Genomic DNA, 23423 nt, shown 5'->3' on the forward strand with positions numbered 1-23423 from the left:
GATTTTAGAGGGGTTAGCCGTGGATCACGTCGGTCACACCGCGCGAGGCATCGCGAGGGCCGCCGAACATGTCGATTTGCTTGGGGTGCTGGGTGGAAAGAGAGCCATCATCCAGAAGCCAATAGAACGACGAACCGTGGACCGGCTTCGGACGCTTGGAACTGGTTTCCGCTTCGATCGTGACTGTACCGTCAACCACTTCGATATTGAGCTTGAGCGTAACGGAACCTTTGGCCTTGACCTTCGGGCGTCCGCCGGTGTGCTCCTGCAAGGCGGCAAGTGTTTCCATCATTTCGGTAGTCAGGCGCTGCGCCAGTTCGCCGTTTTCCAGAAGTCCGATAATGGTGTTGGAATCGCGGATGCGTTGCATGGTTTCCTCTGCTGGTTTAAGGGCGTGTTCGCCCGTTATCCGCGCCATTCAGGCGCGAAGGGGATTTCGTCGTCCAAAGCTGGGTTGTAGCCGCCGCCCTGTTGGTTTGATGTCTGGCTCGACTGGTCGCGGGAGCGTTGATCGCCATAATCGTCCTGGCTAGCTGGACCTCGCGCACCGCCATTGCCCTGCGGCATGAGCTTCAACTCACCGCTGAAATTCTCCAACACAAGTTCTGTGGAATATCGGGTGTTGCCCTGCTGATCTTCCCACTTTCGTGTGCGGCTCTTGCCCGCGATGAAAACGGTGTTCCCCTTCGACAGGTATTGTTCCGCAATCTTGGCGAGGGCCTGATTGAAGATGACGACCGTATGCCACTCGGCCTTTTCTTTCCGCTCGCCGGTTTGCTTGTCGCGCCAATAATCTGACGTGGCCACGCGCATGGTGACAATGAGATCACCACTGTTGGCATTGCGAACTTCTGGATCAGCACCAAGACGGCCGATAATTTCATGACGATTGTACGTCATGCCGCCGCCCTCCAGTCGATGCCAAGATAGCGGGAGAGCCGGTCAAGCCAAGCTTCCTCTGCCTTCATCGGGGCCCACGGCTTGATTGCGCCGGTCAGCTTCGGCATAGGCAGTTCCCGACCGGCTAAGTTCTTCAGGCCGTTATTGCCAAACAGCGCAGCCGTTTCGGCGCGCAACATCCGCTCGTCCATTTCCTTGACTGCGAATGGAACAGAAGGTGGCAGGCCAGCCTTCCGATAAATCGCCTGATCCAGTCGCGCCTTTACGGCCTCGACAGCGTCCCGGACACGATGCATCGGTATATCGTGCATGCGATAGAGTGCATCGGCCAGAAACAGAACCGCCGGTCGCGACCAGTCTCCAAGCAGCGCCTCATGGGCGTCATGCAGAAGAAAATAAGCACACAAAGTCGTGTCGCCCGTTTCATTCGCCAAAGCATCTGCACCCATTACGCAATGCTGCGCGACTGGAAGCATCGGGCCTCTATTGATGCCGTTGAAGCGGGCCAGTTTTGAAAGGGCGCTGGCGATCGTGGGCCAGTGAATATCGCTATCCAGCGGATTGGCGAGATCCATGACAGAACCGTCTGGACGGAACGAAAGTATTTCGGAAGTCATAGCGGAATACCGATAACAAGAGAAAAGAACGGGATGGCGAACGCGATGACGCTCCCGGCGATGGCTTCTGCCACGGTCATGACAGCGCCCTCCCGTTACGAACCGGGATTTTCGGCAAGGTTTGCTCTGCAGCAGTGGTCAGCCTGGCGCGCTCTGCCGGGAGCAAGGGGAGAAAGTTCAGGAACTCCTGAAGCACACAAATGCAGCGCTCGCGCTGCGGTGCCCACGGGTCAAGCATCAGCGCCGCTCGGCTGGCGCAATACCTGCCCCAAGCCTCGAAGAACGGCGTCGACGTTATGAGGTTATCCGTCATGGGCGGGCGGTTCGGAACCGGTTGCCTGACTTTCATGACCATGTCAGCGAGGTTGTCATGGACCGGCTTTCGGCTTTCCGATTTCCATTCCGCTGCGAGGTGCTGGGCTTGCGTTCCGAACTCGATGATTTCAGCAGAGGTAAACCCGGCCCGGATCAAGTCCTTGAAAGTCGCTGCGCCTGACGATGCTGCAATGTCCTGCATCGCCTTCGCCATTTCCATGGCGCGAAGATGCGGAGCGTTTTCGGCACCACGCGGATCGCTGTCACGGATCGGGAATGAAGCCTGTGAATCAGCAGCTTTACGCCCCGGAGAATGTGAGAATGGGAGAGTCATGCTTGCCTCCAACTTGAATGTTGTAGCGCAATGTAAGCATAACTTATATTTCAATTCAAGCGCTTCTTGAAATCCACAGCCGAAAGAATCGATTCGACATTGGCAGAAAAAGAATCAATGATGAGAACAGAGTGAGAACAAGCAGGGCGTAAAGGGTGTGAAATGTTCCCGAAAGAACCGACAATCGGACAGACTTTTTCGATATCGATCGAGTGTGGAGACTGTGGGCACGTGCGATGGCGCAAGCCGCAAGAGCTTTACAAGCTCGGCTTCAAATACGGGACATCGATCAACGATCTGGGGCTGAAACTGTACTGCGCGGAATGCCGGCGCAATGGAGATTCGGGGAAAAATGTGATTCTCAGTCCAGCTTTCAAAACTGAACTCGACCGAGAACGCGCGAACGCGTCCCGGATCAATAGCCTAATAGTTCCCGGAGAGGGATTACGCGCCACATGTTCTTGATGGCGTAAGGATCAAAGCTTAGTTCTTTTTGAGGATTGAACTGCGTGCAGATAATCTCCGATGTCGAGCGCCGGACAAGGCGCTTGATATATGCGTGCCCGATCTCCCCTTCCTTCACCGGAAACATTTCAATAACAACATCATCGCCCGGCACCGCCTCGCGTCCGCCGCAGTAAATAAGCTCTCCGGGCTCATATCTCGGCCACATGCTGTCGCTGATCACATGAAGCGCAAATACCTTGCGAATGCCGGCAAGCCCAGGCGGGCGGCGCACATATCCAGTGATTTCCCCGTTAAGCGAAAAGTCGCCATCATCACCACCTACAGCCACTCCCCTGACCTCAACGTCAAGCGGCCCCTTCGGCAGTTCGTGAGAATCAGAGACAAACTCCGCTTCATTTACAGGCTGATCGTCGAGGTACACTACCTCGCCCCGGCCCAATGCCGCTGCATCCACTTTCAATAGATCGGCAGTCCGGATCAGGTTTTCAGTCGACGGAAGATTCTTGCCAATTTCCCAATTGCCGACCGCAGCGGTCTGGGTGTTCAGATGGGACGCAATCTCGCGCATCACCAGGCCGCGCTGCTTTCGCGCGGTCCGGATAGCCGCCCCAACTTTGATCGCCAGTTCATTCTTGTTCATGGGCTGCATGTGAAGCTTAAACATGTTTCTAGTCCATTTAAGAGTTTCTTGCTTTCATTTTTAAGTTATGCTTATATCACCTCATGAAACCGAACCTTGACCCCTCCGGAGCACTCAAGCTCGCCATAGACAAAGCCGGCAGCGCCAGCGCACTGGCGCGCCATCTGCGTTTGACGCCCTCTGCGGTCTTGCAATGGGATGTCGTTCCCCCAAAACGCGTGCTGGAAGTTGAAGCCTTCACCGGCGTTTCTCGTCACGCACTTCGCCCGGATATATACGGGGTAAAGCCATTTGCTGAGGTGACGGCATGACTTCAATTCTCCGTCACCTCGACGATGCCGCCTGCACGCTCCTGACCGGCCATTCGCGCCGCGATCTGGACCGGGTACGCTTGCGCCGACTGACAATCCTTGTTCGCCGGGAAATTGTCCGGCTTGAGCGTGAAGCGCGAGAGCATGAATATTTCTCATTTCGCGCGATCTCTTGCCGATCTCTAGCGCAGTCGCTTGCGAGCCGCCTTGAAGGCATCGTCGATCGCATTGATGATGAGACCTACCGAGTTTTGCTGGATCATCTCCATATCGAGCGCATCAACCTTCACGCCCGCCGCAAATTTCAGTGGGATTACTGGCATTCGCTCGACGACTTCAACAAGGCGCGCATGCACTGCCCGGTAATGCCGGTAGTCGATCCTGCCAGCAAGCAATACGGCAAGCTCTTCAAGGGCCTTGGTGACCGCCGCATTTTTGATCCGTTCCATGACAAGGGCGGTTTCCGCGTTTGGCATTGGCATAATTTCCTGGCTCCGTTGTTTCGGTGGCTGGTGCGCCCCTTGCAGCGTGTGAAGGTTAGCGGTCCGCCGTAGTGATCTGACCCCGGCAACCTGACACTCCAATCCCTTTCCCACCATGGGAAAAAACAGCGGCTTTTCCCGCCACGGGAAAGCTTTGCCTTTTGAGGACTTACCCATGAGCCCATTAACCGATGCTTGGTTTTACCGGATCAAGGCAGCCCAGAATGATCTCATCAAATATTGCGGGGGCGTTGAAAAAACGGCGTCTCTCGTTTCCATGTCGAAAAGTCAGGTCGGGCGATACAACAATACGCTCGATCCCGACATGATGCCGGTCCATGTCGTCTGCCAGCTTGAAGCTCAATGCGGCGTGCCTTGCGTCACATCCGTGATGGCTGATTTGAACAATCGCCGACTGTCAGAACCGGATAGCGAGGATGTCAGGGCCGCTGGCGACATTCTGAATGCCCACTCCGAGGTTGTCCGCAGTGTGGGCGAGGTGATGAGCGTCGGCGCGCAGGTTTTTGCCGATGGCAAGGTGACCGGCACTGAGGCCATTAAACTCGATAAATCTGCATCGCAGGTAGAGCGGCATGTTTCCGAACTCAGACGGAAACTATCCGGGCACATCACCAATGCGCGTCGAGGCGATCCCGCACTCCGCATCATTGGGGATGACTGACCATGGTGCGCCGTCCCTCCAATGATCCGCGCTCATGGCAGATTTTCCTGCTCATCGCTTCGTTATGCGTGGGTGCAGTAATTGCGGGCGCCTACGCCTCTATTCTGTTTTCTCCGGTGACACCATGGCGATGAACTTACTCGACGGACGCGTGGAAATTCGTCTCGGCGACTGCATTAGCGTCATGGCCGCGATGCCAGACGATAGCGTCGACTGTGTGGTTACATCCCCGCCTTATTGGGGCCTTCGCGACTATGGCGTTAGCGGTCAGATGGGCTTGGAACCAACCCTCGCTGAACATTTGGCCGTTATGGTTCGCGTATTTGCAGAGGTGCGTCGGGTCCTGAAGCCCACCGGCACATGCTGGATCAATTATGGCGATTGCTACGCCACCACACCAAACGGCAAGTCCGCTGCTGATTACAAGGCTGAAGGAACTGACGACCGAACTTTCCGGGACAAGCCGTTCTCAACGGTCGGTGGCGGTATCAAGCCGAAAGACCTGCTGATGATACCGAACCGGCTTGCGATCGCCCTTCAAGACGATGGTTGGTGGGTACGGTCGGAAATCATCTGGGGCAAATCCAATCCGATGCCGGATTCTTCCGGGGCTTATCGACCATCCGCCGCGCATGAAAAAATCTTCATGCTGACGAAATCAGATGATGGCGACGTATGGCGCGCCCGCGATACGGGCGAGATTTCCTTTTCGCCGGATCTGATTGAGCGCTGCCCGTTAATCACCGATCCATCACGCGATGGTGCTCGCTGGATACGCATGGGCGCTTTCTATGACGCGGAAGCTGTCCGTCAGGGGCGGACAAGTGATGAAGATGCAAATGGCTATCGGGGAGGCTCATATACTGAGGGTAGACCCGGTAAACGGAAAACTATCGGAAATAGAAAAGTAGCATGCTGGGCCGATTGCGACACTCCTCATACCGCGATCGCTCATAATCAAACCCGTGAACGCGTGCGCGGTCATGAACGGTCACACGATGGCTTTAACGGTCGTTGGGATCAAATGACGAAGGAAGAGCAGAGCGCAAATGGCCGTTTTCTTCGCAACTATGAACCTGCACCGCTTTCGGTCTGGCCGATTGCTACCAAGCCGTTTTCCGAAGCCCATTTCGCTACATTCCCGCCAGAACTGGCGGAACGCTGCATTTTAGGTGGCTGTCCGAAAGATGGTGTCGTTCTCGATCCATTCGGCGGCGCCGGAACCACGGCATTGGTCGCTGCGCGCCACGGTCGCCGCGCTATCCTCATCGAGCTCAACCCTGAATACGCCGACATCGCCAAACGACGCATCGAAAAGGAATGGCGCGTTTCGAATGCCCGCACTGATGCCTCCGATCTTGGTCCCTTGTTCACAAATGAGGCAACCACATGAGGGGATCGACCGATTTCACAGTGCTTGGCATGTTCGTTGACCGCCAGAGAATCCTTTGCCGCATGAACATTCAGCAGGTCGCCCGGACATGTGGCGTTCCTTCTGACGACGTGCACCGCGTCATCGCAGGTAAAGCGATCGGCCCGGACTCGCTTGCATCATTCTGCGCCTGGCTTGGGCGTTCTCCTTCCTTTTTTGACAAGCATTCGCTCGCAACCCGACGAGAGGTTTACCCATGAAAACATTTGGTCAGCCCGGCAGTATTACACCTGCAAGCTTCACCCCTGAATTGCCAACTGCAATGGTCATCGAAGGGTTGATGCTTCTGCGCGAAATGGGAATGACCCGCCGCCAGATGGTCAAGGCCACTGGTATGTCGGAATACAAAATCCGATCGTACTTCAACACGATCTGCAGCCGGTGGAAACTGGATGACCATTGGGGTGTGAAGGGTCGCGATCAGGTGGGGGCAGCACAATGAGCCTCCCGCTGATTGTTGATTCATTTGCAGGCGGTGGCGGGGCATCCACCGGCATTGAAATGGCCTTGGGCCGTTCGCCGGATATCGCCATCAATCACAATGCGGCCGCACTGGCTTTGCATGAGGCGAACCACCCTCAAACACTGCACCTGTCGGAAAATGTCTACAAGATCGACCCGCTCGATTATCTACGCGGCGCGCATGTCGGGCTGGGCTGGTTTTCACCGGACTGCAAGCATTTTTCCAAGGCCAAGGGTGGCAAGCCTGTCGAACGCAACATTCGCGACCTCGCATGGATAATCCCCGGCTGGATCGAGCGCATTCAGCGCAGCGGCGGCAAGGTTGATGTTGTCATTCTCGAAAACGTTGAGGAATTTCAGGATTACGGCCCGCTGATCGAAACGGCGCGCGGCCTGATGCCAGATCCAGAGCGCAAGGGCGACTATTTCAGAAAATGGTGCCGCAAGATTCGCTCGCTTGGGGGCAAGATCGAGTGGCGGGAATTGCGCGCCTGCGATTACGGCGCACCGACCATTCGCAAGCGCTTCTTCGCCGTTATTCGTTTCGACGGCCAGCCCATTGTCTGGCCGGAGCCGACCCATGGCGCGCCAACCGAACCGGATGTTGTTTCCGGGCGCAAGCTGCCATGGCGCACCGCAGCGGAAATTATCGACTGGTCGCTGCCCTGCCCTTCCATTTTCGACACGTCCGAGCAGATTATGGAAAAGCATGGGCTTCGGTCGGTTCGCCCGCTTGCTGATAATACCATGGCTCGTGTCGCGCGTGGCATGAAGCGCTATGTGCTGAATGCCGAACGTCCGTTTCTTGTAAACCTGACCCATGGCGGGAGGGTCGAGGCGGTTGACGAGCCGTTCAAAACGATCACCGGCGCGCATCGCGGTGAAAAGGCTGTGGTTTCCCCGCACCTTGCATCGGTAGCTCATGGTGATAGTGGCGGGCGCAGGGAATATCCCCTTACCGAACCGCACGGTGTCGTCACAGCTGGTGGTATTTCCAATGCGCTAATTGCGCCGTCCGTTATCCGCTTCAACACCGGAGCCACGGGGCAGGACGCTCGCGAGCCGCTTTCTACCGTTACAGCAAACAGCTTTATCAAACGGCCCGGCGGTGCAGCTCCTTTGGGCGTTGTAGCCCCGCATCTGATGACGATGCGAAATGCGGGCAAGCCTTTCAATGGCGCAGATGAGCCGACACATACCATCACGGCAGGCGGGGCCGGGCTGACCGTTGTCGCCCCGGTGCTTACCGCCGCCCAACATGGCGGCTCGACCCGCCCGATTGACAGCCCCTCGCATACAATTACGGCCAGCACGAAAGACCAGAACAGCGTTATCGCGCCGACACTAGTCCAGGTTGGTTATGGTGAGCGGTCGGGGCAGGCCCCGCGCGCTTTGGATATTGATAGGCCGCTTGGCACGGTGGTCGCAGGCGGCACAAAACACGCGCTAGCCACCGCGCTGATTGCTCGCGATTTCGGGACGTCAACAGGCCACGGCATTGATGAGCCGGGCCACACCGTTATGCCGGACGGTCAAGGCAAGTCACGCCTGATTACCGCTTATATGGCCCAGCATAATAATGACAGCCGCCGCGAGGGCGGCGTCAATCCCGGTCGCTCCATGGATGAGCCGGTCTCGACGGTCACGCAAACCGGCTCGCAGCAAAGCGTCGTGGCTCCATATCTACAAGCCTACTACGGCACTGGCGATGGTGGTGAAGAAAACCAGCCTGTCAGGACCGTAACCACTAAAGACCGTCACGGCCATGTCGAGGCCGCGCTCGATGTGCCACCTTTCACGCCAGCACAGGCCGAACGGGCGCGTGAAGTGGCTGCATTTCTCCGCGCCCACGGTTTCTGGGACGAACGCGAATTCGTCACCGTCGAAGCGGGCGGCGTGGTCTATGTCATCGTCGACATCGGCATGCGCATGCTGGTGCCACGCGAGCTTTATCTCGCGCAAGGTTTCCCGCCTGATTACGAGATCGAGCGCGGCGTCAATGGCGGGCTTTTCTCGAAATCGGTGCAGGTTTCCTGCTGCGGAAACAGCGTTTCGCCGCCCGTTGCCGCCGCACTCGTCGCCGCCAATTGCGGCCATCTGGCCCTTCGTATGGAGGCAGCGGAATGACCTCTCCTGTCCAATTCCCCTATCTTTACCGATGGAACCGGCAGGGCCGCAAGGGCCAGCCATGCGCGGTCAATATACGCGCCAAGGTCATGAATTCCTGTCTTGTACGTTTTCCTGACGGCTACACCATGGTGACAAGTCGCAATGCGCTTGCTCGCAGAAAGGATGCAGGTGGCTCCCGATGAATAGTGCCCTTAAACTCTTTGTCGAAGATGCACGCACCATCACGATCGCGGATGCTGCGCAGTGCCTCAACCTGAAATGCAATCCGCGCGGAAGCGAACACCCGCAACCCTGCCCCGCCTGCGGCGGCAAGGATACGTTCGCCTTCAACACCCAGAAGAACAAATGGAACTGCCGTCAAGGCGGTATAGGCGGGAATGATGCGATAGGCATGGCGGCGCATGTGCGTGGCCTCAATGTTCGCAGCCGCGAAGGTTTGCTGGAAGCCTGCTCGATCCTCCTTGACAAGCCCATCCCGGAAGGTGGCGAGCGGGAATCGGATGAAGACAGGACTGCGCGCTTAAAGCGGCTGGAAGAACAGCGCCAGCGCAATGCCGAATTGCAGGAAGAACGGGCAAAAAGCCAGGCTGATTATCGTGAGATCGAGCGCAACAAGGCGCGGGGAATCTATGGCCGCGCTGTCACTCTTTACAGTGCTGGGGCGATGCATGGCCGGTTTTATCTGATGGCAAGGGGCGCATGTGTACCCGAATATGACTGGCTGCGTGTCGGTACATCTGTAACCTATTGGCATGGTGACGCGAGCCTGCATGAAGGGCCTGCCATGATCGCGCCGATCATTGGCTCTGACCTTAGTGTTATTGGGTGCCACATCACCTGGATTGACCTCAATAATCGCCCGAAATGCAGGCCCGACATTATTGATCCTGAATTGGGAGAGATTCTGCCCACCAAAAAAATGCGCGGCAGCAAGAAAGGCGGGCTGATCCCGCTTGCCGGTCATCCACGCATGGAACGTTGGGTGGGCGGCGAAGGGATCGAAAATACGCTGGCTGTTGCTCGCGCCGAAAACCTGCGCCCCGATACGTTCTATTTCGCCGCCGGCGATCTTGGCAATCTCTCCGGCCCCGCTGACCCTGCATCACGCTTTGCGCACCCTACCTTGAAGAAAGAAGACGCCAAGGGGCGTCTGCGCGCAGTCATGGTGCAAGGGCCTGCCCCGCGCCCGGATCAAGGGCCAGATGATGGTTTCTGGGTTGGCGACCATGTGCGCGAGATTGTGCTTTTGGGCGACGGCGATTCTGAGCGCGTCATGACGTCCGCCGCAATGGCGCGCGCGCGAACACGCATTCTGCGACAGAACCGCAAGGTAGCAATTGCCTGGCCTCCGGCCGGGACTGATTTTTCTGAAATGATGGCAGGTGCCGCGTGACCAAGACTACCAAAGACATTCCAGCGGCTGTTCGAGCTATCATGGACGAAGCATCACGGCAGGCGGAAGCGGCCGATATCGATCCCCGCAACCCCGCTACCGATGGTTCACCTGATGCGCACTCCCCAGATGATGGTGAGCCTGCCGCTACCGCGCGCGGGGATAGGACAGTTGACCGCGAAGTTGTGAGAGCCTGCGCTTCACTCGATCATTCCGACACTGACAACGCGGAACGGCTGCAGCGCCACTTTGGTGACGATATGCTGGTGCTCGCCCAGAGCAAGGCACGAAAGGCGACCTATGCGATATGGGACGGCACACATTGGGATATTGATACGGGCGATCCGCGTTCGCTTGCCATTGCGCAACAGCTTGGTGGGCGCATCGCCATGGAAGCCGATTTCCTGCAATATACCTCTGCCGAGGATGAGGCCGTCAAGGCTGGCAAGGATGCCTTGAAAAAAACGGAGGATGAACGATCAAAACCTGAAAAGAAACTGGCTGATGCCGCGCTGAATGCGAAAGCAAACCTTGCCAAGCGCAAAAAACGACGCATGGATCACGCGGTCACATCAAAGAACCGCGCGCGGCTGGAAGCGATGCTGACGTGTCTGGCACCGCATGTGATGCGCTCGCCAGACGACTTCAACGCCGACCCGCTCAAGGTTGCTCTGCTTGATCACACCCTGATTTTCTCACGCAAGGTCGAGGAAGTGCGAAACCCGGCTTTCGATGATCCTGACGACAATCGCGAGGATATCCCCGAAACAATTGAGCAAAAGTCCGCGAGCGTCAAAGTGATAAAGGGGCATCGGCGCACCGACCTGATTACACAGATTGTACCTGTCGCCTACAACCAGAAAGCCAAATGCCCGAAATGGGACGCCTTCCTCAAGCGGATGCTACCGAGCGACGATGTGCGCCGCATGGTGCAGGTGGCGTCCGGATTGGGTTTGGTCGGCATCACGGTCCAGAAACTATTCTTTCATTACGGCTTCGGCGCTAACGGCAAATCCGTCTACATGGAAACGCTCTGCCGCCTGCTGGGCGATGTTTCTGTTACACTGCCTTCCGAATCCTTCATAGGCGAAGGCAATTCAGGCGGCGCAGCTTCGCCCGACATGGCCCGGCTCTATGGCCGACGCTTCCTGCGCGTCAAGGAACTGCCTGAAGGCGAGGATTTGCGCGAAAATCTGGTCAAGGATTTGACAGGCGGCGAAGATTTCACCGTCCGCGACCTGTTTCAGGGCTACTTCGATTTCAAGCCCATATTCACCGGGCACATGTCCGGCAACGGCTATCCTCGCATCACCGGCACGGACAACGGCATCTGGCGGCGCATGGTCGTGGTGCATTGGCCTGTGACACTGAAAAAGGAAGAGCAGCGCGAATTTGAGGAAGTCGTTTCGGAATTCCAGCCTGAATATCCGGGCATACTGAATTGGCTCATAGAGGGTGTGCTGATCTTCCTGCGTGAAGGGCTGGTCATTCCGGCATCGGTCGAGGCGAAAACGCAGGAATACCGCGACGAAATGGACCCCACGTCCGCTTTCTGTGCCCGATGTATCGAAGCTGATGAGCATGGCGAGGTGACTGCCAAGGACTTCTATCAGGCTTATGTTGACTTCACCGTCGATCAGGGCGGCAAGCCTATTTCGCTGACCAGATTCGGACTGATTATGAAAAAGAAGTACCGACGCGAGGACGGGCGCGCTGTGAAATACCATGGCCTGCGCCTGATTGAGGTTCCTAAACCCGCTCACGCGTCCGGCTCTGACGATTATGAGGCGCACATGCGATGATGCTCGACAATCTTCCCCGCAACCCCGCCTTCGGCACGGCTTTCGCTCCTGAAAACCGGCAACCCTTTGATATGATTAAACTTATGCTGTGCAGTAGTTTGCACCAGTTTGCACCACTCTGCACCAGTTTAAACAACGGGATAAATGGAATGATTTCAACAACTTGCACCAGTTTGCACCAGTTTTCTCTATGTATATATAAGGGAAAAAGGGGGATGGGGGAAAAAGCTTATTATATGCACAAGCCAAAACTGGTGCAGAGTGGTGCAAAAGACTGATTTTATTATTCTATTTCCACTTTTCCAAGTGGTGCAAACTGGTGCAAACTATCGCAAGTGGTGCAAAACATGAAAACCGTTACGATTGATGAACTTCTCGTCTGGGCTTTCGTCCACGAACTGCCGAAAGGTGGCGGTGCAGATGGACTGGATAACATTCACTCTGCCTGGCGGCAACTGGAAGCCTCGTCATGGGGAAAAGTTCTGGGCTTTGCCGAACTCATGACGCTTGTCGACCGCGACCGTGCCGATCCCGGCATGTGGATTGAACAGGGTGCGCCGCATGAGGATGCGCTTGAAGTCGGCAAGGCCGTTGCCGAACTTGCCCGTTTTGATGTTTCTTTCCCGGATGGCTGGAACCCGGTTGCCGACTGGCAGGATTTCGACGGGCTCACTGCAGATGCGGTGGCACGGGCAAGGGAACGCCTGATGCTGCGTCCTGCCCGTTCGCGCAGCGCTGGCATTGCCTCGCTCGTGATTTCCAGCGCCGTCTTGGGCCGCGTACCTGATTACAGCGCACCGGAACCGGAATGCGTGGTGTTCGCACGCCGCGAAGGTGAGCCGGCATGGTTCGTTCAACGGCCAGCGGTTGACGCTTTCGGTAGAGAATACTTGATAGAGGTTGATGGTTTTAACCGTCGCGCGCGTCGGCCATATCCGGGTGCTTATCGAAAGTTTGTCCTAACACCTGATCCAACAGCCGATATTCTGGGTCGGATCGATTACCAGATTTGGGTTGCCGCCCTCACAAAGCTAGAATCAGCGCTCATGGATCGGCTCGTCGGCCACAAATTGGCCTTTTCGCACCGCTCGGCAACACCATGGCTTGAAGATCGCGACATGGTTGGTGTCCAGCTTTTCCGGGCTTTTGACGGTGTCCAACGGCTAGAGCCTGAAAATATGTGTTGACCTGCGACTTCGGGTTGACTTACACCTTGGATGCTAAAAAAGATTAGACAGAACCCCGGCGCACCTGCGACCGGGGTTTTTCGTTTCACAGGCGGAATTCGCGATGCTCAACTATCGATGGGAAAACATCGAGGGTTTGCGCCGGTACGCCAGTGGCATCAAACGGCTGCAAACGGAATTTCCGAAAGTCCTGCCGCGTATTGTCAATCAGATTGGTCGGCGTGCCCGCACCCGGGTGGTGCGTAACCTCACCAAGCAGACTGGCTTGCAACGTCAGGTCATTGTACGGGCGGTGAAAAACGTAGATACGGCAAAGCCGGGAAAACTGTTTTATTCGCTGCAATCCCGTGGCGGGTTCATTCGGCTCAAGTACTTCAAGGCACGTGAAACCCGGTCCGGTGTATCGGCGCAGCCCTTCGGCAAGCGCCGTATATTCCATAGCACCTTCATCATGGGCGGTCAGTTTCCATACCGTCACGTGAAAGACTGGAACTTGGATGGGCATGTTTACCGACGCATTGGCCGCGCTTCGCAACGACGCGTCACGCAGGTGAAGTCGGACGTTCGCATTCCCGATGAGATGGTGCGCGGCGAAACCCGATCTGCATTCGAGCGCGAGGCGACCGTGACCATGCCCCCTCGGGTCGAGGCGGTCATTCGCAAGCTCCTCGGGTGACCCCCCCACCCCCTTTTAGGGACCGTATCCGCCTCTAATCCACCGGACGGGCGGGCTCGACTGCCGGTTTTCGCCAGTAGGTCATTTTGAAAGCGATACACAGATACACGTGCCTACACGTGCATGTGCACACAACGGAAAACGGGACGCCATGCCAGACGGTGATTGGATTTCGATTTCGGAAGCCGCCAAGCGGCTAACCGCGATGGGTGATCCGGTCGAACGCTCGACCCTGTCGCGTTATCTGAAACAGCATTCGGAAGCGGTCGAGCTTCGCGACGATGGAAAGGCGCGGCTTGTTGAATTCAATACTCTGGTCGCCCACCGAAACGAAAATATCCGAATCCGCGTAGCTCCTCCCACAGCGCGGACTATTGCGGCGCAGGGGAACTTTACCCCTGCGCCGCGATTTTCTGGAAGTCAGTCCGATGGCGCGGCGCGCAAGGCCCAAGCTGATGCCGAGCTGCGCGAGATGGACTTGGCGGAACGTCGAAAGACCCTGACCAAGGTTTCGGAAGTGGACCGGGCCGGACGTGATGCCGTTGCCCTGATGCAGAGCGCGTTTGAGCGCGCACTGGAAACGGAAGCCGCAAACGCCTCGGTGAAGTACGGCTTCGATGAGCGCGCCACGCGTTTGGTTCTCAAGGCGTTTGTGCGTAAGGGACTGGAAGTTTTCAATCAGACAATTCTCGGTCGGATCGATGCCATGCGTCAACGTGACGAGGCAGACCCAGCCGACGAACAGAAAGAGGAAAGCGAACAGATATGAACGCCCCGCAGCCCCGTGAGCAATTCATGGAATTGCCCCGTGGCGAACTGGTGTTGTTTCGGGGGCTGGAAGCAGCCAGCCGCCCTATCGAAGACCTGACTATTTCGGAACACGCGGATAGGTATCGCAAAGTCTCTCCTGAATCCGGTTCGCCTTGGCCGGGCGACTTTCGCACTGACCGTGTGCCGTACCTGCGCGAGCCGCAAGATTGCCTGCATCCGGATCATCCTGCACGCCGCTGCACTGCCCGATGGGCTGCGCAGCTCGGCAAGTCTACCGCAATTGAAAACTGGTTTTGTTTCATTGTCGATCAGGCGCCGGGCTCGATGATGATCGTGCTGCCGACGCTGGAAGAAGCGACGAAGTTCAACCGCATCAAGCTTCATCCAACGATTGAGGCGACACCGCGCATCAAGCACAAGGTGCTTCCGGTCAACAGTCGCGACGAACAGGGATCTACCACGGCGTTCAAACGTTTCGCCGGCGGGTTTTGCCAGATCGTCAATGCGGGTTCGTCGAAGGGCCTGCAGATGGTGTCCATCAAGTATCTCGCTATGGATGAGATCACAGGATATCTGAGTGATGTTGACGGACGCGGCAGCCCACGTGATCAGGCCCGCGCCCGACAGAAAATGCATGGCGACACTGCGAAGGAATGGCAGGGGTCAACACCCGGAATTGCTGGCGCCTGCGCGATCACTGACGATTTCGAAGCTGGGGATCAGCGTTATTATTACCTGCCCTGCCCGCATTGCCGGATATATCAGGCGCTGGAATTCGACAATATGTCGCCAGCAGACTCCGAAAAGGGTTTGCCGGTACACTTCCGCTGCATTTCCTGCAACGAGGTCATTCTCGATGGCCATAAGCATGAAATGTTACCGCAAGGGAAATGGATCGCGCGCCGTGTGCATGAAGGTGAGCCGCCGGTTCCACTTGCGATACCTGATCGCGATATTGAACATTGGCGTTGCAATCCATGCGAAGGCCGATGCCGGGACTGGCAACCATCGTGGCACTTGTGGGCAGCTTATGCCCCGCGCGAGCGTTGGGCCGATATCTGGACTCGTTGGACAGATGCGCAAGGCAACATCACCAAGTTGCGCACGTTCTTTCAACAGGATCTGGCCCTGCCATATGATCCTGCCGGAATAGCTGTCGAGCATGAGAAAATCGTTGAGGCCGTTCGCAAGGAATTGCAGCCTTCGCGGGTCATTCCGTCATGGGCCGGTCTCATAGTTTCAGCGGCCGACGTGCAGGGCTATGGTATCAAGTGGATGGTCATCGCCATTGGCCCTCGCGGACAATATCAGATCATTGATCGTGAGATTTTTGAGGGAGCCCCTGACCAAAGCGACGAACCGTGGATCAAACTCTCCGATGCATTCGGGCGAGAATACCCGACCGCCGGCGGCGGCATGAAGGGTATCGACCTTTCCGGCGTCGACTCCGGTTTCGCGACCGACCGCGTTTATCGCTTTTGCGCACCACGCGCGAATGTTTACGCGCTCGATGGTCGCGCACCGCAGGGGCTCCCTTGGCTTGGAACGCCAGTGAAACGGGATATCAAGGACAAGCACCGGCGCATTATCGCAAAGGTTCTTCTCTACCCGGTCGGACTGTTTGACGTGAAAACTGCTGTCGTCGCGTCCCTCGCCAACCTGGTGCTGGGTGCCGACGATAGTGGGCAATGGCCCCGCAACACGTTGCACATCGCCAACGATATTTGCGACGAAGACTTCGCCAAGGAGTTGACCGCCGAAAGTCTCGTTGACCCCGATGAAGCAGCGCTCGCATCGCCGTCACGTGGCAAGCGAAAAATGATCCCGTCAAAGGCGGGCCGCGTCTGGAAAAAGATCGCAGGGCGCAAAAACGACTGGTTTGACGCTACCGTTTACGCTTTCGCACTCGGCTGGCACCTTGAACGTAAACTCCGCCTGACCGCCGAGCGGTGGTCTGACCTGCTGGTCAAGGTTCACGGCGTGCCAGCTGAGAATGATTTGTTCGGCCATGCCGAGCAATCTGTCTTCGACAAACCCGAAAAACCGAAAAAGCCACGCGATATTGAATCGCGGCGCAATGCATGGAAAAATAGATGAAGCTGCTCGACCGCATTAAAGGGGTAGGCCGTGCGCTGCGCTCCGGCACAGTGCTGTCGGGCGTTTCCGCGCGACCAACCGCAAGGATGCTGCGCGATTCCAAGAGCGGCGTTCTCGCTGCGCAACGGGTTTCCATTGTCGACAACCGTGAGGAAATCCGCCGAAGCTGGCAGCGTGCTGCCGCCTACGCTCTGGATTTCATCCAGAATTCCGGCAAGCTCAAAGGAGCATGCGATCAGGTTCTCGTCGATACTGTTGGTGTTGAGCTTGTATTGCAGCCGCAACCGGAACTCGATGGGCTTGGATATTCGGCTGACGAGATAGCCGCCCTCATTGCCGAGATCAAACGGGAATGGAAGCGTTTTGCGTGGAACCCGCGTGAATGCGATATGCGGGGAAAGTTCACCCTGCCCCAGCTGGTCGATATCGGTCTGCGTTGGTACATGGCTTATGGTGAAATTACTGGCATTCTGGATTACATGCCTCGCGCCAAACGCAGGGCGAAAGGGATCAAGACAGGACTGAAGGTCTGCATGACCCCGCCGAGCAAGTTGGTACAGGATACCAACGAGTTCGAAAATCTGTTTCAGGGGGTCTACCACGACGAGGACGGACGCCCGGTCGGCTATCTGTTCGAAGAAAAGGTTAGCGGAGTTATCCAGAAAGTCCGTTATCCCGCATATGACGATGATGGGCGCCCGATTGTCCTGCATCTGTTCGACCCCACTGATGCAACAGATGTTCGCGGCATTTCAGTTCTCTCATCGGCCATCCGCAAGCACGCCCAAAAAGAGGTTCTGGACGAAGCGACCCTACAAACCGCAATTCTGCAAACCATTTTTGCGGCGGTTCTTACAAGCGATAGTCCTTCGAAAGATGCGTTCGAGGCGTTAGAAGTTCTTGAGGATGATGAACTTCGGACCGAATTCATTGGTTTTCTGAACGCCAAGATGGACAAGGCTCGGGAAAGCAATATCGGCATCAACGGTACACCGACTGTCGCGCATCTGGGGCCAGGAGAAGATCTGCAATTTCGGTCATCATCTACGCCCGGTAAGGAATATTTGCCTTTCGCAAGCAGTCTTGACCGAGAAACTGCCCGCGCCATTGGTATCACATACAGCAGTTATGCCATGGACCACTCGGATGCGACCTATTCGTCGGTTCGCATGGAGAATGCCACCATCTGGCCGATTGCAGTCCGCCGCCGTGAGCGTCTCGCTGCCCCGATGTTGCAGGCCGTTTACGAAAGCTGGTTTGACGAGATGGTCGGTGAAGGCCGTATCAAGCTCAAAGTCTCCTATGAGGTTTTTGCTGCCAACCGTGAAAAATTCACCTGGGCACAGTGGCAAGGGCCTGCGGCCCCGACTGCGGACGATTACAAAAGTGAGCGGGCCGTCTCGGAGCGGCTGGCGAACGGCACATCCTCGATCGCCATCGAATGCGGTCAAAAGGGGATCGACCCGGACGAGCTGTTTAACCAGCAGCAGCGTGAACATAGTCGTTACATCACGGCTGGGATGCGTTCGCCTTATGAGCGCCCGAACCAACCACCGCTTCCGGTCGATGACCCGCCGGACAATAGCAACAAGAAGAAGGCTGCGGCATGAACACCATCCGCATCAGAAAAACGGTAATCGATCTTGATGACCCGTGCGCCGCAGCCAAAAAGCTACGCGGTCTGCGCATCCAGATTGCGGCTGGCGGACAGACAGAAGTTGTGCGCTTCGGTGATGATGAAGTCCGGTATGGCAAAACCAATATCGCGGCGCTCGATCAGGAGATCGAGCGTCTGACGGCAGAATGCCAGAACATCAGCGGCGGACCCCGCCGCCGGTTTGCAAAGCGCATGCGTTTCTGCTGATCTAACAGGAGTTTCCACAATGCCCGTTCTTCAGGACGGCGAACTCGTACTCTACGGGTTCGTCGGCGATAACTATTGGGATGAAGGCTTTACGGCGCAGGATGTTCTTGCCGCGCTTGCCGAAGTCGGTCGCGACACCGACATCACCGTCCGCATCAATTCGGCAGGCGGTTATGTCTATGACGGTGTGGCCATTTACAACGCGCTCGTTGGACACAAAGGCAAGGTCACCGTTGTGGTCGATGCCTTCGCCGGTTCCGCGGCATCCGTCATTGCCATGGCCGGTGAGGAACGCATCATGCGAACCGGCGCCTTGATGATGATCCACGATCCCGCCTCTGTCACTTATGGCAATGCCGATGACCACGAAGCCGCCGTTGGATTTCTCAACAAGCTAGGCGACCTCATGGCGGAAATTTACGCCGAGCGTACAGGTGAGGATACAGAAACCATCCGCGCCGATATGCGCAAGGAAATATGGCTGACCGGCGAAGAAGCTGTCGCCCGAGGTTTTGCGACCGAAACGGAAAAGGCCAAGGCCGTCGCATTCTCTGCCTTCGATTATCGCATTTATGCCAACGCTCCGGCCCGGCTGAAGCAGATGGCTAAGAAAAATTCGTGGTCTCTCGACCGTGAAATGAATGCGGCTGCACCCGCTGCCGCGACAACCAGTCAAAAGGAAAATGATATGACTGACAAGCCGCAGGCGGGCCAGACTCCCGCCGATATCGCCACCGCAACGGCCAATGCCGAGAAGGCAACCAAGGAGCGGATCAAGGCGATCATGACCAGCCCCGAAGCATCGGGACGCGAACAACTGGCAAGCCATTTTGCCTATGACACCACTATGTCGTCAGAGGACGCCATCAAGGCATTGACCTTGGCGCCAAAGGCAGAGGACGCAGGCCAGAGCGAACCTGACCCGGCGCAGGATTATGAACAGCGCCGCTTGCTGGCATCCGGTCAATCGCAGCCCCAGCCCCCACGCAAGAAAGAAACGCCAACCGCGAAGATCAACACTGGCGAGATTTACGCATCCCGCCGTCAAGCGGCCAAGTAGGAGAATCCACCCATGGAAAACAAGGTTATGGGTCCGCGCCCACTCGAATTCATCCTGCATGAAGGTGACGGTCATATCTCGCGCGATGTTGCGAAAATCCCATCTGGCACTGGCAAGCTCAAGCCGGGAACCGTTCTCGGCGAACTGACAGCAGCCAAGGGAAGTTTCGTCCCATCCCCCGACGCCGAAGTCGAAGGGAGCGAAGGTGCTGAAACTGCAAAGGCCATCCTTTGCTATGCGGTCGATGCCACAACCGACGATGCAGAAGCCGTCATCATCAATGTGCACGCCGAGGTGAAAACTTCGCTGCTGGTATTCGACGCTTCCGTTAACAGCGATGCCAAGCAGGCGGCAAAACTCGAACAGTTGCGCGCCGTTCATATTAAGGCCCGCTAAGGAGAATTTCATATGCCAACCCTTGATATTTTCAACGATGACGCGTTTTCGGTGCAGACGCTGACCGCAGCCGTCAACAATCAGCCTTACCGTCCCGGCCAGATCGGCGCATCCGGCATGTTCGAAGAAGATGGTGTCACCACAACCATCGTATCTGTCGAAGAGCGTGACGGTTCTCTCAGCCTTGTTGAGCCGACCGAACGCGGCGGGCCCGGCGAAACGGCCACAGGCGAATCTCGCAAATTGCTCCCGTTCAATGTGGATCATTACGAGCGAAACGACTCGGTGAAGGCGGATGAAGTCCAGAATGTCCGCGCGTTCGGTACTGAAACCGAGATCGAACAGGTAACCGATCGCGTCATGAGCAAAGTTGATCGACATTTGCTCGACCTTGATATGACCCTTGAGCATCAGCGTGTTGGCGCCATTAAGGGCATCGTCACATCGAAGTCCGGACGAACGCTGCATGATCTTTATAGCCGTTTTGGCATTGCCGTCCCGGCTCCTGTTTCTCTCGATCTCGATGACGATACAGCCAAGGTCGATGAAATTCTGGAAAAGGACGTTACCTGGTCGATCGAAGATGATCTCGATGGTTTCTATGACCATTTCCATGTCTGGACCGGGCGCAATCTTCACCTGAAGCTTTGGGGGCATAAGCGTATCCGTGAAACCTTCCTTGCCACCAATGGCGCAGGTCAGCTCCGCGAGGCGATTCCTGACAAGTTCACGGTCGGCAAGTTTGTGTTCGAGCGCTACAAAACGGGCTCACGCGCGACAGCCAATCTGGGTTCTGCCTATATCGACCACAATGAAGGCCGCGTGACGCCTGTGGGGGCACCGGGCCTCTTTATCACGCGCTTTGCGCCGGCCGATTACATGGAAACGGTCAATACCAAGGGCCTGCCTCGCTACATGAAACAGATCCCTATGCCCAACGGCAAAGGGGTCGATATCGAAGTACAGTCGAATTCGATTTCGCTTTGCACCAAACCCGGCGCTCTGCGCAAGATCACCATCTAACCGGCATTACGCGCACCGACCCGCTTCCACAGAAGCGGGCCGCAGTGTTTATGCAAGAGGAATCCTCTATGTCGAAGAAACCCACCATCGTCATCGCGTTCCCGCATGGCGGCATCATCCCTGCTAAGGTTCTTGAAACGCATCAGAACATTTCTGTTCTTCCCCATGAGCCGATCGAAGTCCCGAAGTTTTACGGTGATCATCTGATTACCGACCGCATCGCATATGATGTTCTGGAGGCCGATAGGCGGAAAAAGGCAGATGCCGCAGCCGCAACAAAAGTTGCCGAAACTGCTCGCGCGGATGCTGGGGCAATGGAAGCGCTCAAAGCTGAAAACGCCCGACTAACGTTAAAACTGGATGGCACCGTTGCCGAACTTGGTGATGCTGCCAAGAAAATCATTGCGCTGGAAGCGGACAAGGTCAAGCTTTCCGGCGAGGTCGGCTCGCTGCAAGCTGATTTGAACGATGCGAACAAAGCGCATGCAGATGAAGTCGACAAGCTTGGCAAGGAACTGGAAGCGGAACGCAACAATGTTGCCACGCTGACAGAACAGCTAGCTGAAGCAAAAAAGCCCCCGACGCAGGGACAAGAAACCCTGAAAATCGATGGCGAGGGCGGTAAATCGAAATGAGCCCATCGCCGTTCGAAGAACATCGAGACGCCCTTTACGAGGAAGTTGACGCAGAATTCGCAGAGCCGCTCCGCATTTATTTCCTCGATAAAGGCCGGAAAATCCCCGGTAGCAATCCGCAGGAAATCGAGGCAGTTCTGCGAACGGCGGGCCGAGACGCCGTGCAGCCAGACGGCGGCAACAACAGCGACTGGAATGTCAGGCTCGCCGCTGGCAAGGCCACGCTCGCCGTTGACCGTTCAAGATACCCGGAGCTTTCGCTCGCAAAAGGATATCGGATTATGGCGTTAGACCGCCCCGGTACACCAACTTTTGAAATCCAGTTTGTTGATGCCCGATCCCACCGGCGTCTCTATGCCATTATGGGAGAGACGGCCGCAACCTAACCCGAAGGTGCTTTGACGTGAGCCTCGCACGGATTGCCATTCGTACCGCCGCTGTCGAAGCCTTGAAAGGCCGGACTCTCGTCGGCAATAATGTTCTCGACAGTGAAATTGGCGTGATCGACGTTGACAGTAACGGCAATGCGGTCACCACTGAGAAAAGCCCTTTCACAGCCATCTATACAGACGCAGCCAAGGCCGACGTTGGAGAAAACGAACTTCGTTCCTTATTCCTCAATGGGACGACAGAAGTGCTTTTTGAATCGGGCGTGACGGCTGCGATGACTGGCATCGACCCGAAAACGGGAGAAAACGTGCTGGGGATCGGGGTTCTCGATACCGACGCTAATTTTGAATTCCAGCTTGATTTGCTGGCACGCCAGATAATCGATGCTTTGACCGACCCCGGCAACGAATGGGGGCAGGTCTTTCTCGGTTTGTGCTACCGGATAGCTTCCGTCGAAAGAGTCCGCACAGGCAATGTGTCGGACGGCGTGAGGTTGGCCGCCCAACAGATGAAGCTTACCGTGCTGCTTGTCGACGATCCGGAACCTCGTCGGGCCCTGATTGCCGGCACCCCTTTTGCCCGGTTTGTAGATCTGGCCAAGGCTAGCACTGACGAAAGCACCCAGAAGAAAGGGGCTTTCATTGAGGCTGTCAGCGTTGGGTCATATGAGGCATGGGAACACCTTCAGCGGTCCCACGGGATGACAGCAGATGAATTGCTCGCTCTTGGACTTGGGCCGCTTGCCAGCGATGTTGACCGAGCTACGCCTGACATGGCGGAAGGCGCGCTTGAAATTGAAGGCGTACCACCGCCGAGAAAGGTTCCGTAATGTATCGGGAACTCCTGTCGCTGAAAATAGACATCGAAATGCTGAAAACGGCATTCGGTAACTCGATGAAGGTTGGGCCAATTGCGGCAATCGACCCCAAACGCGGTTACCGGATCAAGTTCGGCGAGGACGAAAACGGAGAGCCGTTCCTGTCGCCATGGTATCCGCACCCTGAATCCGGCGGGAATTCCAGCACGTGGATGCCGCTCTCGCTGGGGCAGATCGTGGGAATGGTCAATCCAAACGGTGACACCCGGCAAGGGCTTCTGATCCGTGGTGGGTTTTCCGATGCGAACCAGCCACCAAGCGAAGATATGCTCGCAAATGTGCTGCGCGCGTTTGGTGTTTCAGTAACCGTCAAGGACGGCACGGTCACGATCGAGGGCAATCTGGTTGTGAATGGTGACGTCAATTTCAACGACGGCCATGTCAAACATAATGAAGCAAATATCGGCGATACGCATGTTCATGGTGGCGTTGCCCCCGGTGCTGCCGATACCGACGTTCCTTCAAATTAGGTGGATTAT

General features: G+C 56.5%; 28 protein-coding genes. 23 read left to right on the forward strand and 5 right to left on the reverse strand.

The genetic code is table 11. The features are described from left to right. Positions 1-13: 13 nt before the first annotated feature. The 5 genes from FG152_RS09475 to FG152_RS09495 all read right to left on the reverse strand — a co-directional run bounded on the left by FG152_RS09475 (position 14) and on the right by FG152_RS09495 (position 3274). Complete coding sequence (locus FG152_RS09475) at positions 14-370, reverse strand: YfdP family phage-associated protein (protein ID WP_151573043.1); 357 nt, start codon at positions 368-370, stop codon at positions 14-16. A gap of 35 nt (positions 371-405) precedes the next feature. Then, entirely contained in the window at positions 406-900 is a 495-nt protein-coding gene (ssb, locus tag FG152_RS09480) for a single-stranded DNA-binding protein (protein ID WP_498986100.1), read from the reverse strand. Then, a complete protein-coding gene (locus FG152_RS09485) occupies positions 897-1517 on the reverse strand; it encodes a hypothetical protein (protein WP_151573040.1) in 621 nt (206 codons plus the stop codon). Before FG152_RS09485 ends, ssb begins: the two co-directional genes overlap by 4 nt. Before the next feature lie 76 nt (positions 1518-1593). Next, positions 1594-2166, reverse strand: a complete 573-nt coding sequence (locus FG152_RS09490; RefSeq protein ID WP_498986104.1) for a hypothetical protein — start codon at positions 2164-2166, stop codon at positions 1594-1596. Positions 2167-2581: 415 nt separating this feature from the next. After that, the gene (locus tag FG152_RS09495) at positions 2582-3274 is read right to left on the reverse strand and encodes an XRE family transcriptional regulator (protein ID WP_498986256.1); all 693 of its coding nucleotides are present in this window, start codon (positions 3272-3274) and stop codon (positions 2582-2584) included. An 83-nt stretch (positions 3275-3357) separates the two neighbouring features. On the opposite strand from FG152_RS09495, the gene FG152_RS09500 reads away from it, so the two are divergent. The 23 genes from FG152_RS09500 to FG152_RS09610 all read left to right on the forward strand — a co-directional run bounded on the left by FG152_RS09500 (position 3358) and on the right by FG152_RS09610 (position 23414). Beyond that, the gene (locus FG152_RS09500) at positions 3358-3585 is read left to right on the forward strand and encodes a transcriptional regulator (protein ID WP_498986106.1); all 228 of its coding nucleotides are present in this window, start codon (positions 3358-3360) and stop codon (positions 3583-3585) included. After that, a complete protein-coding gene (locus tag FG152_RS09505) occupies positions 3582-4139 on the forward strand; it encodes a hypothetical protein (protein ID WP_498986109.1) in 558 nt (185 codons plus the stop codon). The genes FG152_RS09500 and FG152_RS09505 overlap by 4 nt, the downstream gene beginning before the upstream one ends. A 103-nt stretch (positions 4140-4242) precedes the next feature. Further along, the gene (locus tag FG152_RS09510; RefSeq protein ID WP_151575183.1) at positions 4243-4749 is read left to right on the forward strand and encodes a hypothetical protein; all 507 of its coding nucleotides are present in this window, start codon (positions 4243-4245) and stop codon (positions 4747-4749) included. Between the two features lie 124 nt (positions 4750-4873). Further along, complete coding sequence (locus tag FG152_RS09515) at positions 4874-6142, forward strand: DNA-methyltransferase (RefSeq protein ID WP_498986111.1); 1269 nt, start codon at positions 4874-4876, stop codon at positions 6140-6142. Positions 6143-6377: 235 nt separating this feature from the next. Next, on the forward strand, positions 6378-6623 hold the full coding sequence (locus FG152_RS09520; protein WP_498986114.1) for a hypothetical protein: 246 nt from the start codon (positions 6378-6380) through the stop codon (positions 6621-6623). Next, positions 6620-8770 (forward strand): DNA cytosine methyltransferase, encoded by a 2151-nt coding sequence (locus tag FG152_RS09525; protein ID WP_498986117.1) that lies wholly within the window; start codon positions 6620-6622, stop codon positions 8768-8770. The genes FG152_RS09520 and FG152_RS09525 overlap by 4 nt, the downstream gene beginning before the upstream one ends. Continuing rightward, positions 8767-8955 carry a hypothetical protein gene (locus FG152_RS09530; protein WP_498986119.1) on the forward strand — a complete coding sequence of 63 codons (189 nt, stop codon included), beginning with the start codon at positions 8767-8769 and terminating at the stop codon, positions 8953-8955. Before FG152_RS09525 ends, FG152_RS09530 begins: the two co-directional genes overlap by 4 nt. Beyond that, positions 8952-10166 carry a DUF7146 domain-containing protein gene (locus FG152_RS09535; protein ID WP_498986122.1) on the forward strand — a complete coding sequence of 405 codons (1215 nt, stop codon included), beginning with the start codon at positions 8952-8954 and terminating at the stop codon, positions 10164-10166. The genes FG152_RS09530 and FG152_RS09535 overlap by 4 nt, the downstream gene beginning before the upstream one ends. Then, the gene (locus FG152_RS09540) at positions 10163-11968 is read left to right on the forward strand and encodes a DNA primase family protein (RefSeq protein WP_498986126.1); all 1806 of its coding nucleotides are present in this window, start codon (positions 10163-10165) and stop codon (positions 11966-11968) included. The genes FG152_RS09535 and FG152_RS09540 overlap by 4 nt, the downstream gene beginning before the upstream one ends. Next, entirely contained in the window at positions 11965-12246 is a 282-nt protein-coding gene (locus FG152_RS09545) for a hypothetical protein (protein WP_498986129.1), read from the forward strand. The genes FG152_RS09540 and FG152_RS09545 overlap by 4 nt, the downstream gene beginning before the upstream one ends. Before the next feature lie 69 nt (positions 12247-12315). After that, positions 12316-13155: a hypothetical protein gene (locus FG152_RS09550; protein ID WP_498986132.1), complete on the forward strand. Its 840-nt coding sequence runs from the start codon at positions 12316-12318 to the stop codon at positions 13153-13155. A 103-nt stretch (positions 13156-13258) separates the two neighbouring features. Then, positions 13259-13831, forward strand: a complete 573-nt coding sequence (locus FG152_RS09555; RefSeq protein WP_498986135.1) for a hypothetical protein — start codon at positions 13259-13261, stop codon at positions 13829-13831. A gap of 151 nt (positions 13832-13982) precedes the next feature. Beyond that, on the forward strand, positions 13983-14600 hold the full coding sequence (locus FG152_RS09560) for a hypothetical protein (protein ID WP_498986137.1): 618 nt from the start codon (positions 13983-13985) through the stop codon (positions 14598-14600). 26 nt (positions 14601-14626) lie between these two features. After that, positions 14627-16699, forward strand: a complete 2073-nt coding sequence (locus FG152_RS09565; protein ID WP_498986140.1) for a terminase gpA endonuclease subunit — start codon at positions 14627-14629, stop codon at positions 16697-16699. Beyond that, positions 16696-18309, forward strand: a complete 1614-nt coding sequence (locus FG152_RS09570; protein ID WP_498986143.1) for a phage portal protein — start codon at positions 16696-16698, stop codon at positions 18307-18309. The genes FG152_RS09565 and FG152_RS09570 overlap by 4 nt, the downstream gene beginning before the upstream one ends. After that, the gene (locus FG152_RS09575; protein ID WP_498986146.1) at positions 18306-18563 is read left to right on the forward strand and encodes a hypothetical protein; all 258 of its coding nucleotides are present in this window, start codon (positions 18306-18308) and stop codon (positions 18561-18563) included. Before FG152_RS09570 ends, FG152_RS09575 begins: the two co-directional genes overlap by 4 nt. A gap of 19 nt (positions 18564-18582) precedes the next feature. Next, positions 18583-19623 carry a head maturation protease, ClpP-related gene (locus tag FG152_RS09580; protein WP_498986149.1) on the forward strand — a complete coding sequence of 347 codons (1041 nt, stop codon included), beginning with the start codon at positions 18583-18585 and terminating at the stop codon, positions 19621-19623. 12 nt (positions 19624-19635) lie between these two features. Next, positions 19636-20019, forward strand: a complete 384-nt coding sequence (locus tag FG152_RS09585; RefSeq protein WP_498986151.1) for a head decoration protein — start codon at positions 19636-19638, stop codon at positions 20017-20019. A 12-nt stretch (positions 20020-20031) separates the two neighbouring features. Then, positions 20032-21042, forward strand: coding sequence for a major capsid protein (locus FG152_RS09590; protein WP_498986154.1), 1011 nt, complete (start codon positions 20032-20034; stop codon positions 21040-21042). Between the two features lie 68 nt (positions 21043-21110). Next, positions 21111-21677 (forward strand): hypothetical protein, encoded by a 567-nt coding sequence (locus tag FG152_RS09595; protein WP_498986157.1) that lies wholly within the window; start codon positions 21111-21113, stop codon positions 21675-21677. Further along, on the forward strand, positions 21674-22063 hold the full coding sequence (locus FG152_RS09600) for a hypothetical protein (RefSeq protein WP_498986160.1): 390 nt from the start codon (positions 21674-21676) through the stop codon (positions 22061-22063). The genes FG152_RS09595 and FG152_RS09600 overlap by 4 nt, the downstream gene beginning before the upstream one ends. A 17-nt stretch (positions 22064-22080) precedes the next feature. Then, on the forward strand, positions 22081-22896 hold the full coding sequence (locus FG152_RS09605; protein WP_498986163.1) for a hypothetical protein: 816 nt from the start codon (positions 22081-22083) through the stop codon (positions 22894-22896). Next, entirely contained in the window at positions 22896-23414 is a 519-nt protein-coding gene (locus FG152_RS09610; RefSeq protein WP_498986166.1) for a baseplate assembly protein, read from the forward strand. The genes FG152_RS09605 and FG152_RS09610 overlap by 1 nt, the downstream gene beginning before the upstream one ends. The last annotated feature ends 9 nt before the right edge of the window (positions 23415-23423 follow it).

Origin of the sequence: Ochrobactrum sp. XJ1 (genome assembly GCF_024701725.1) — a bacterium.
GTDB lineage: Bacteria > Pseudomonadota > Alphaproteobacteria > Rhizobiales > Rhizobiaceae > Brucella > Brucella anthropi.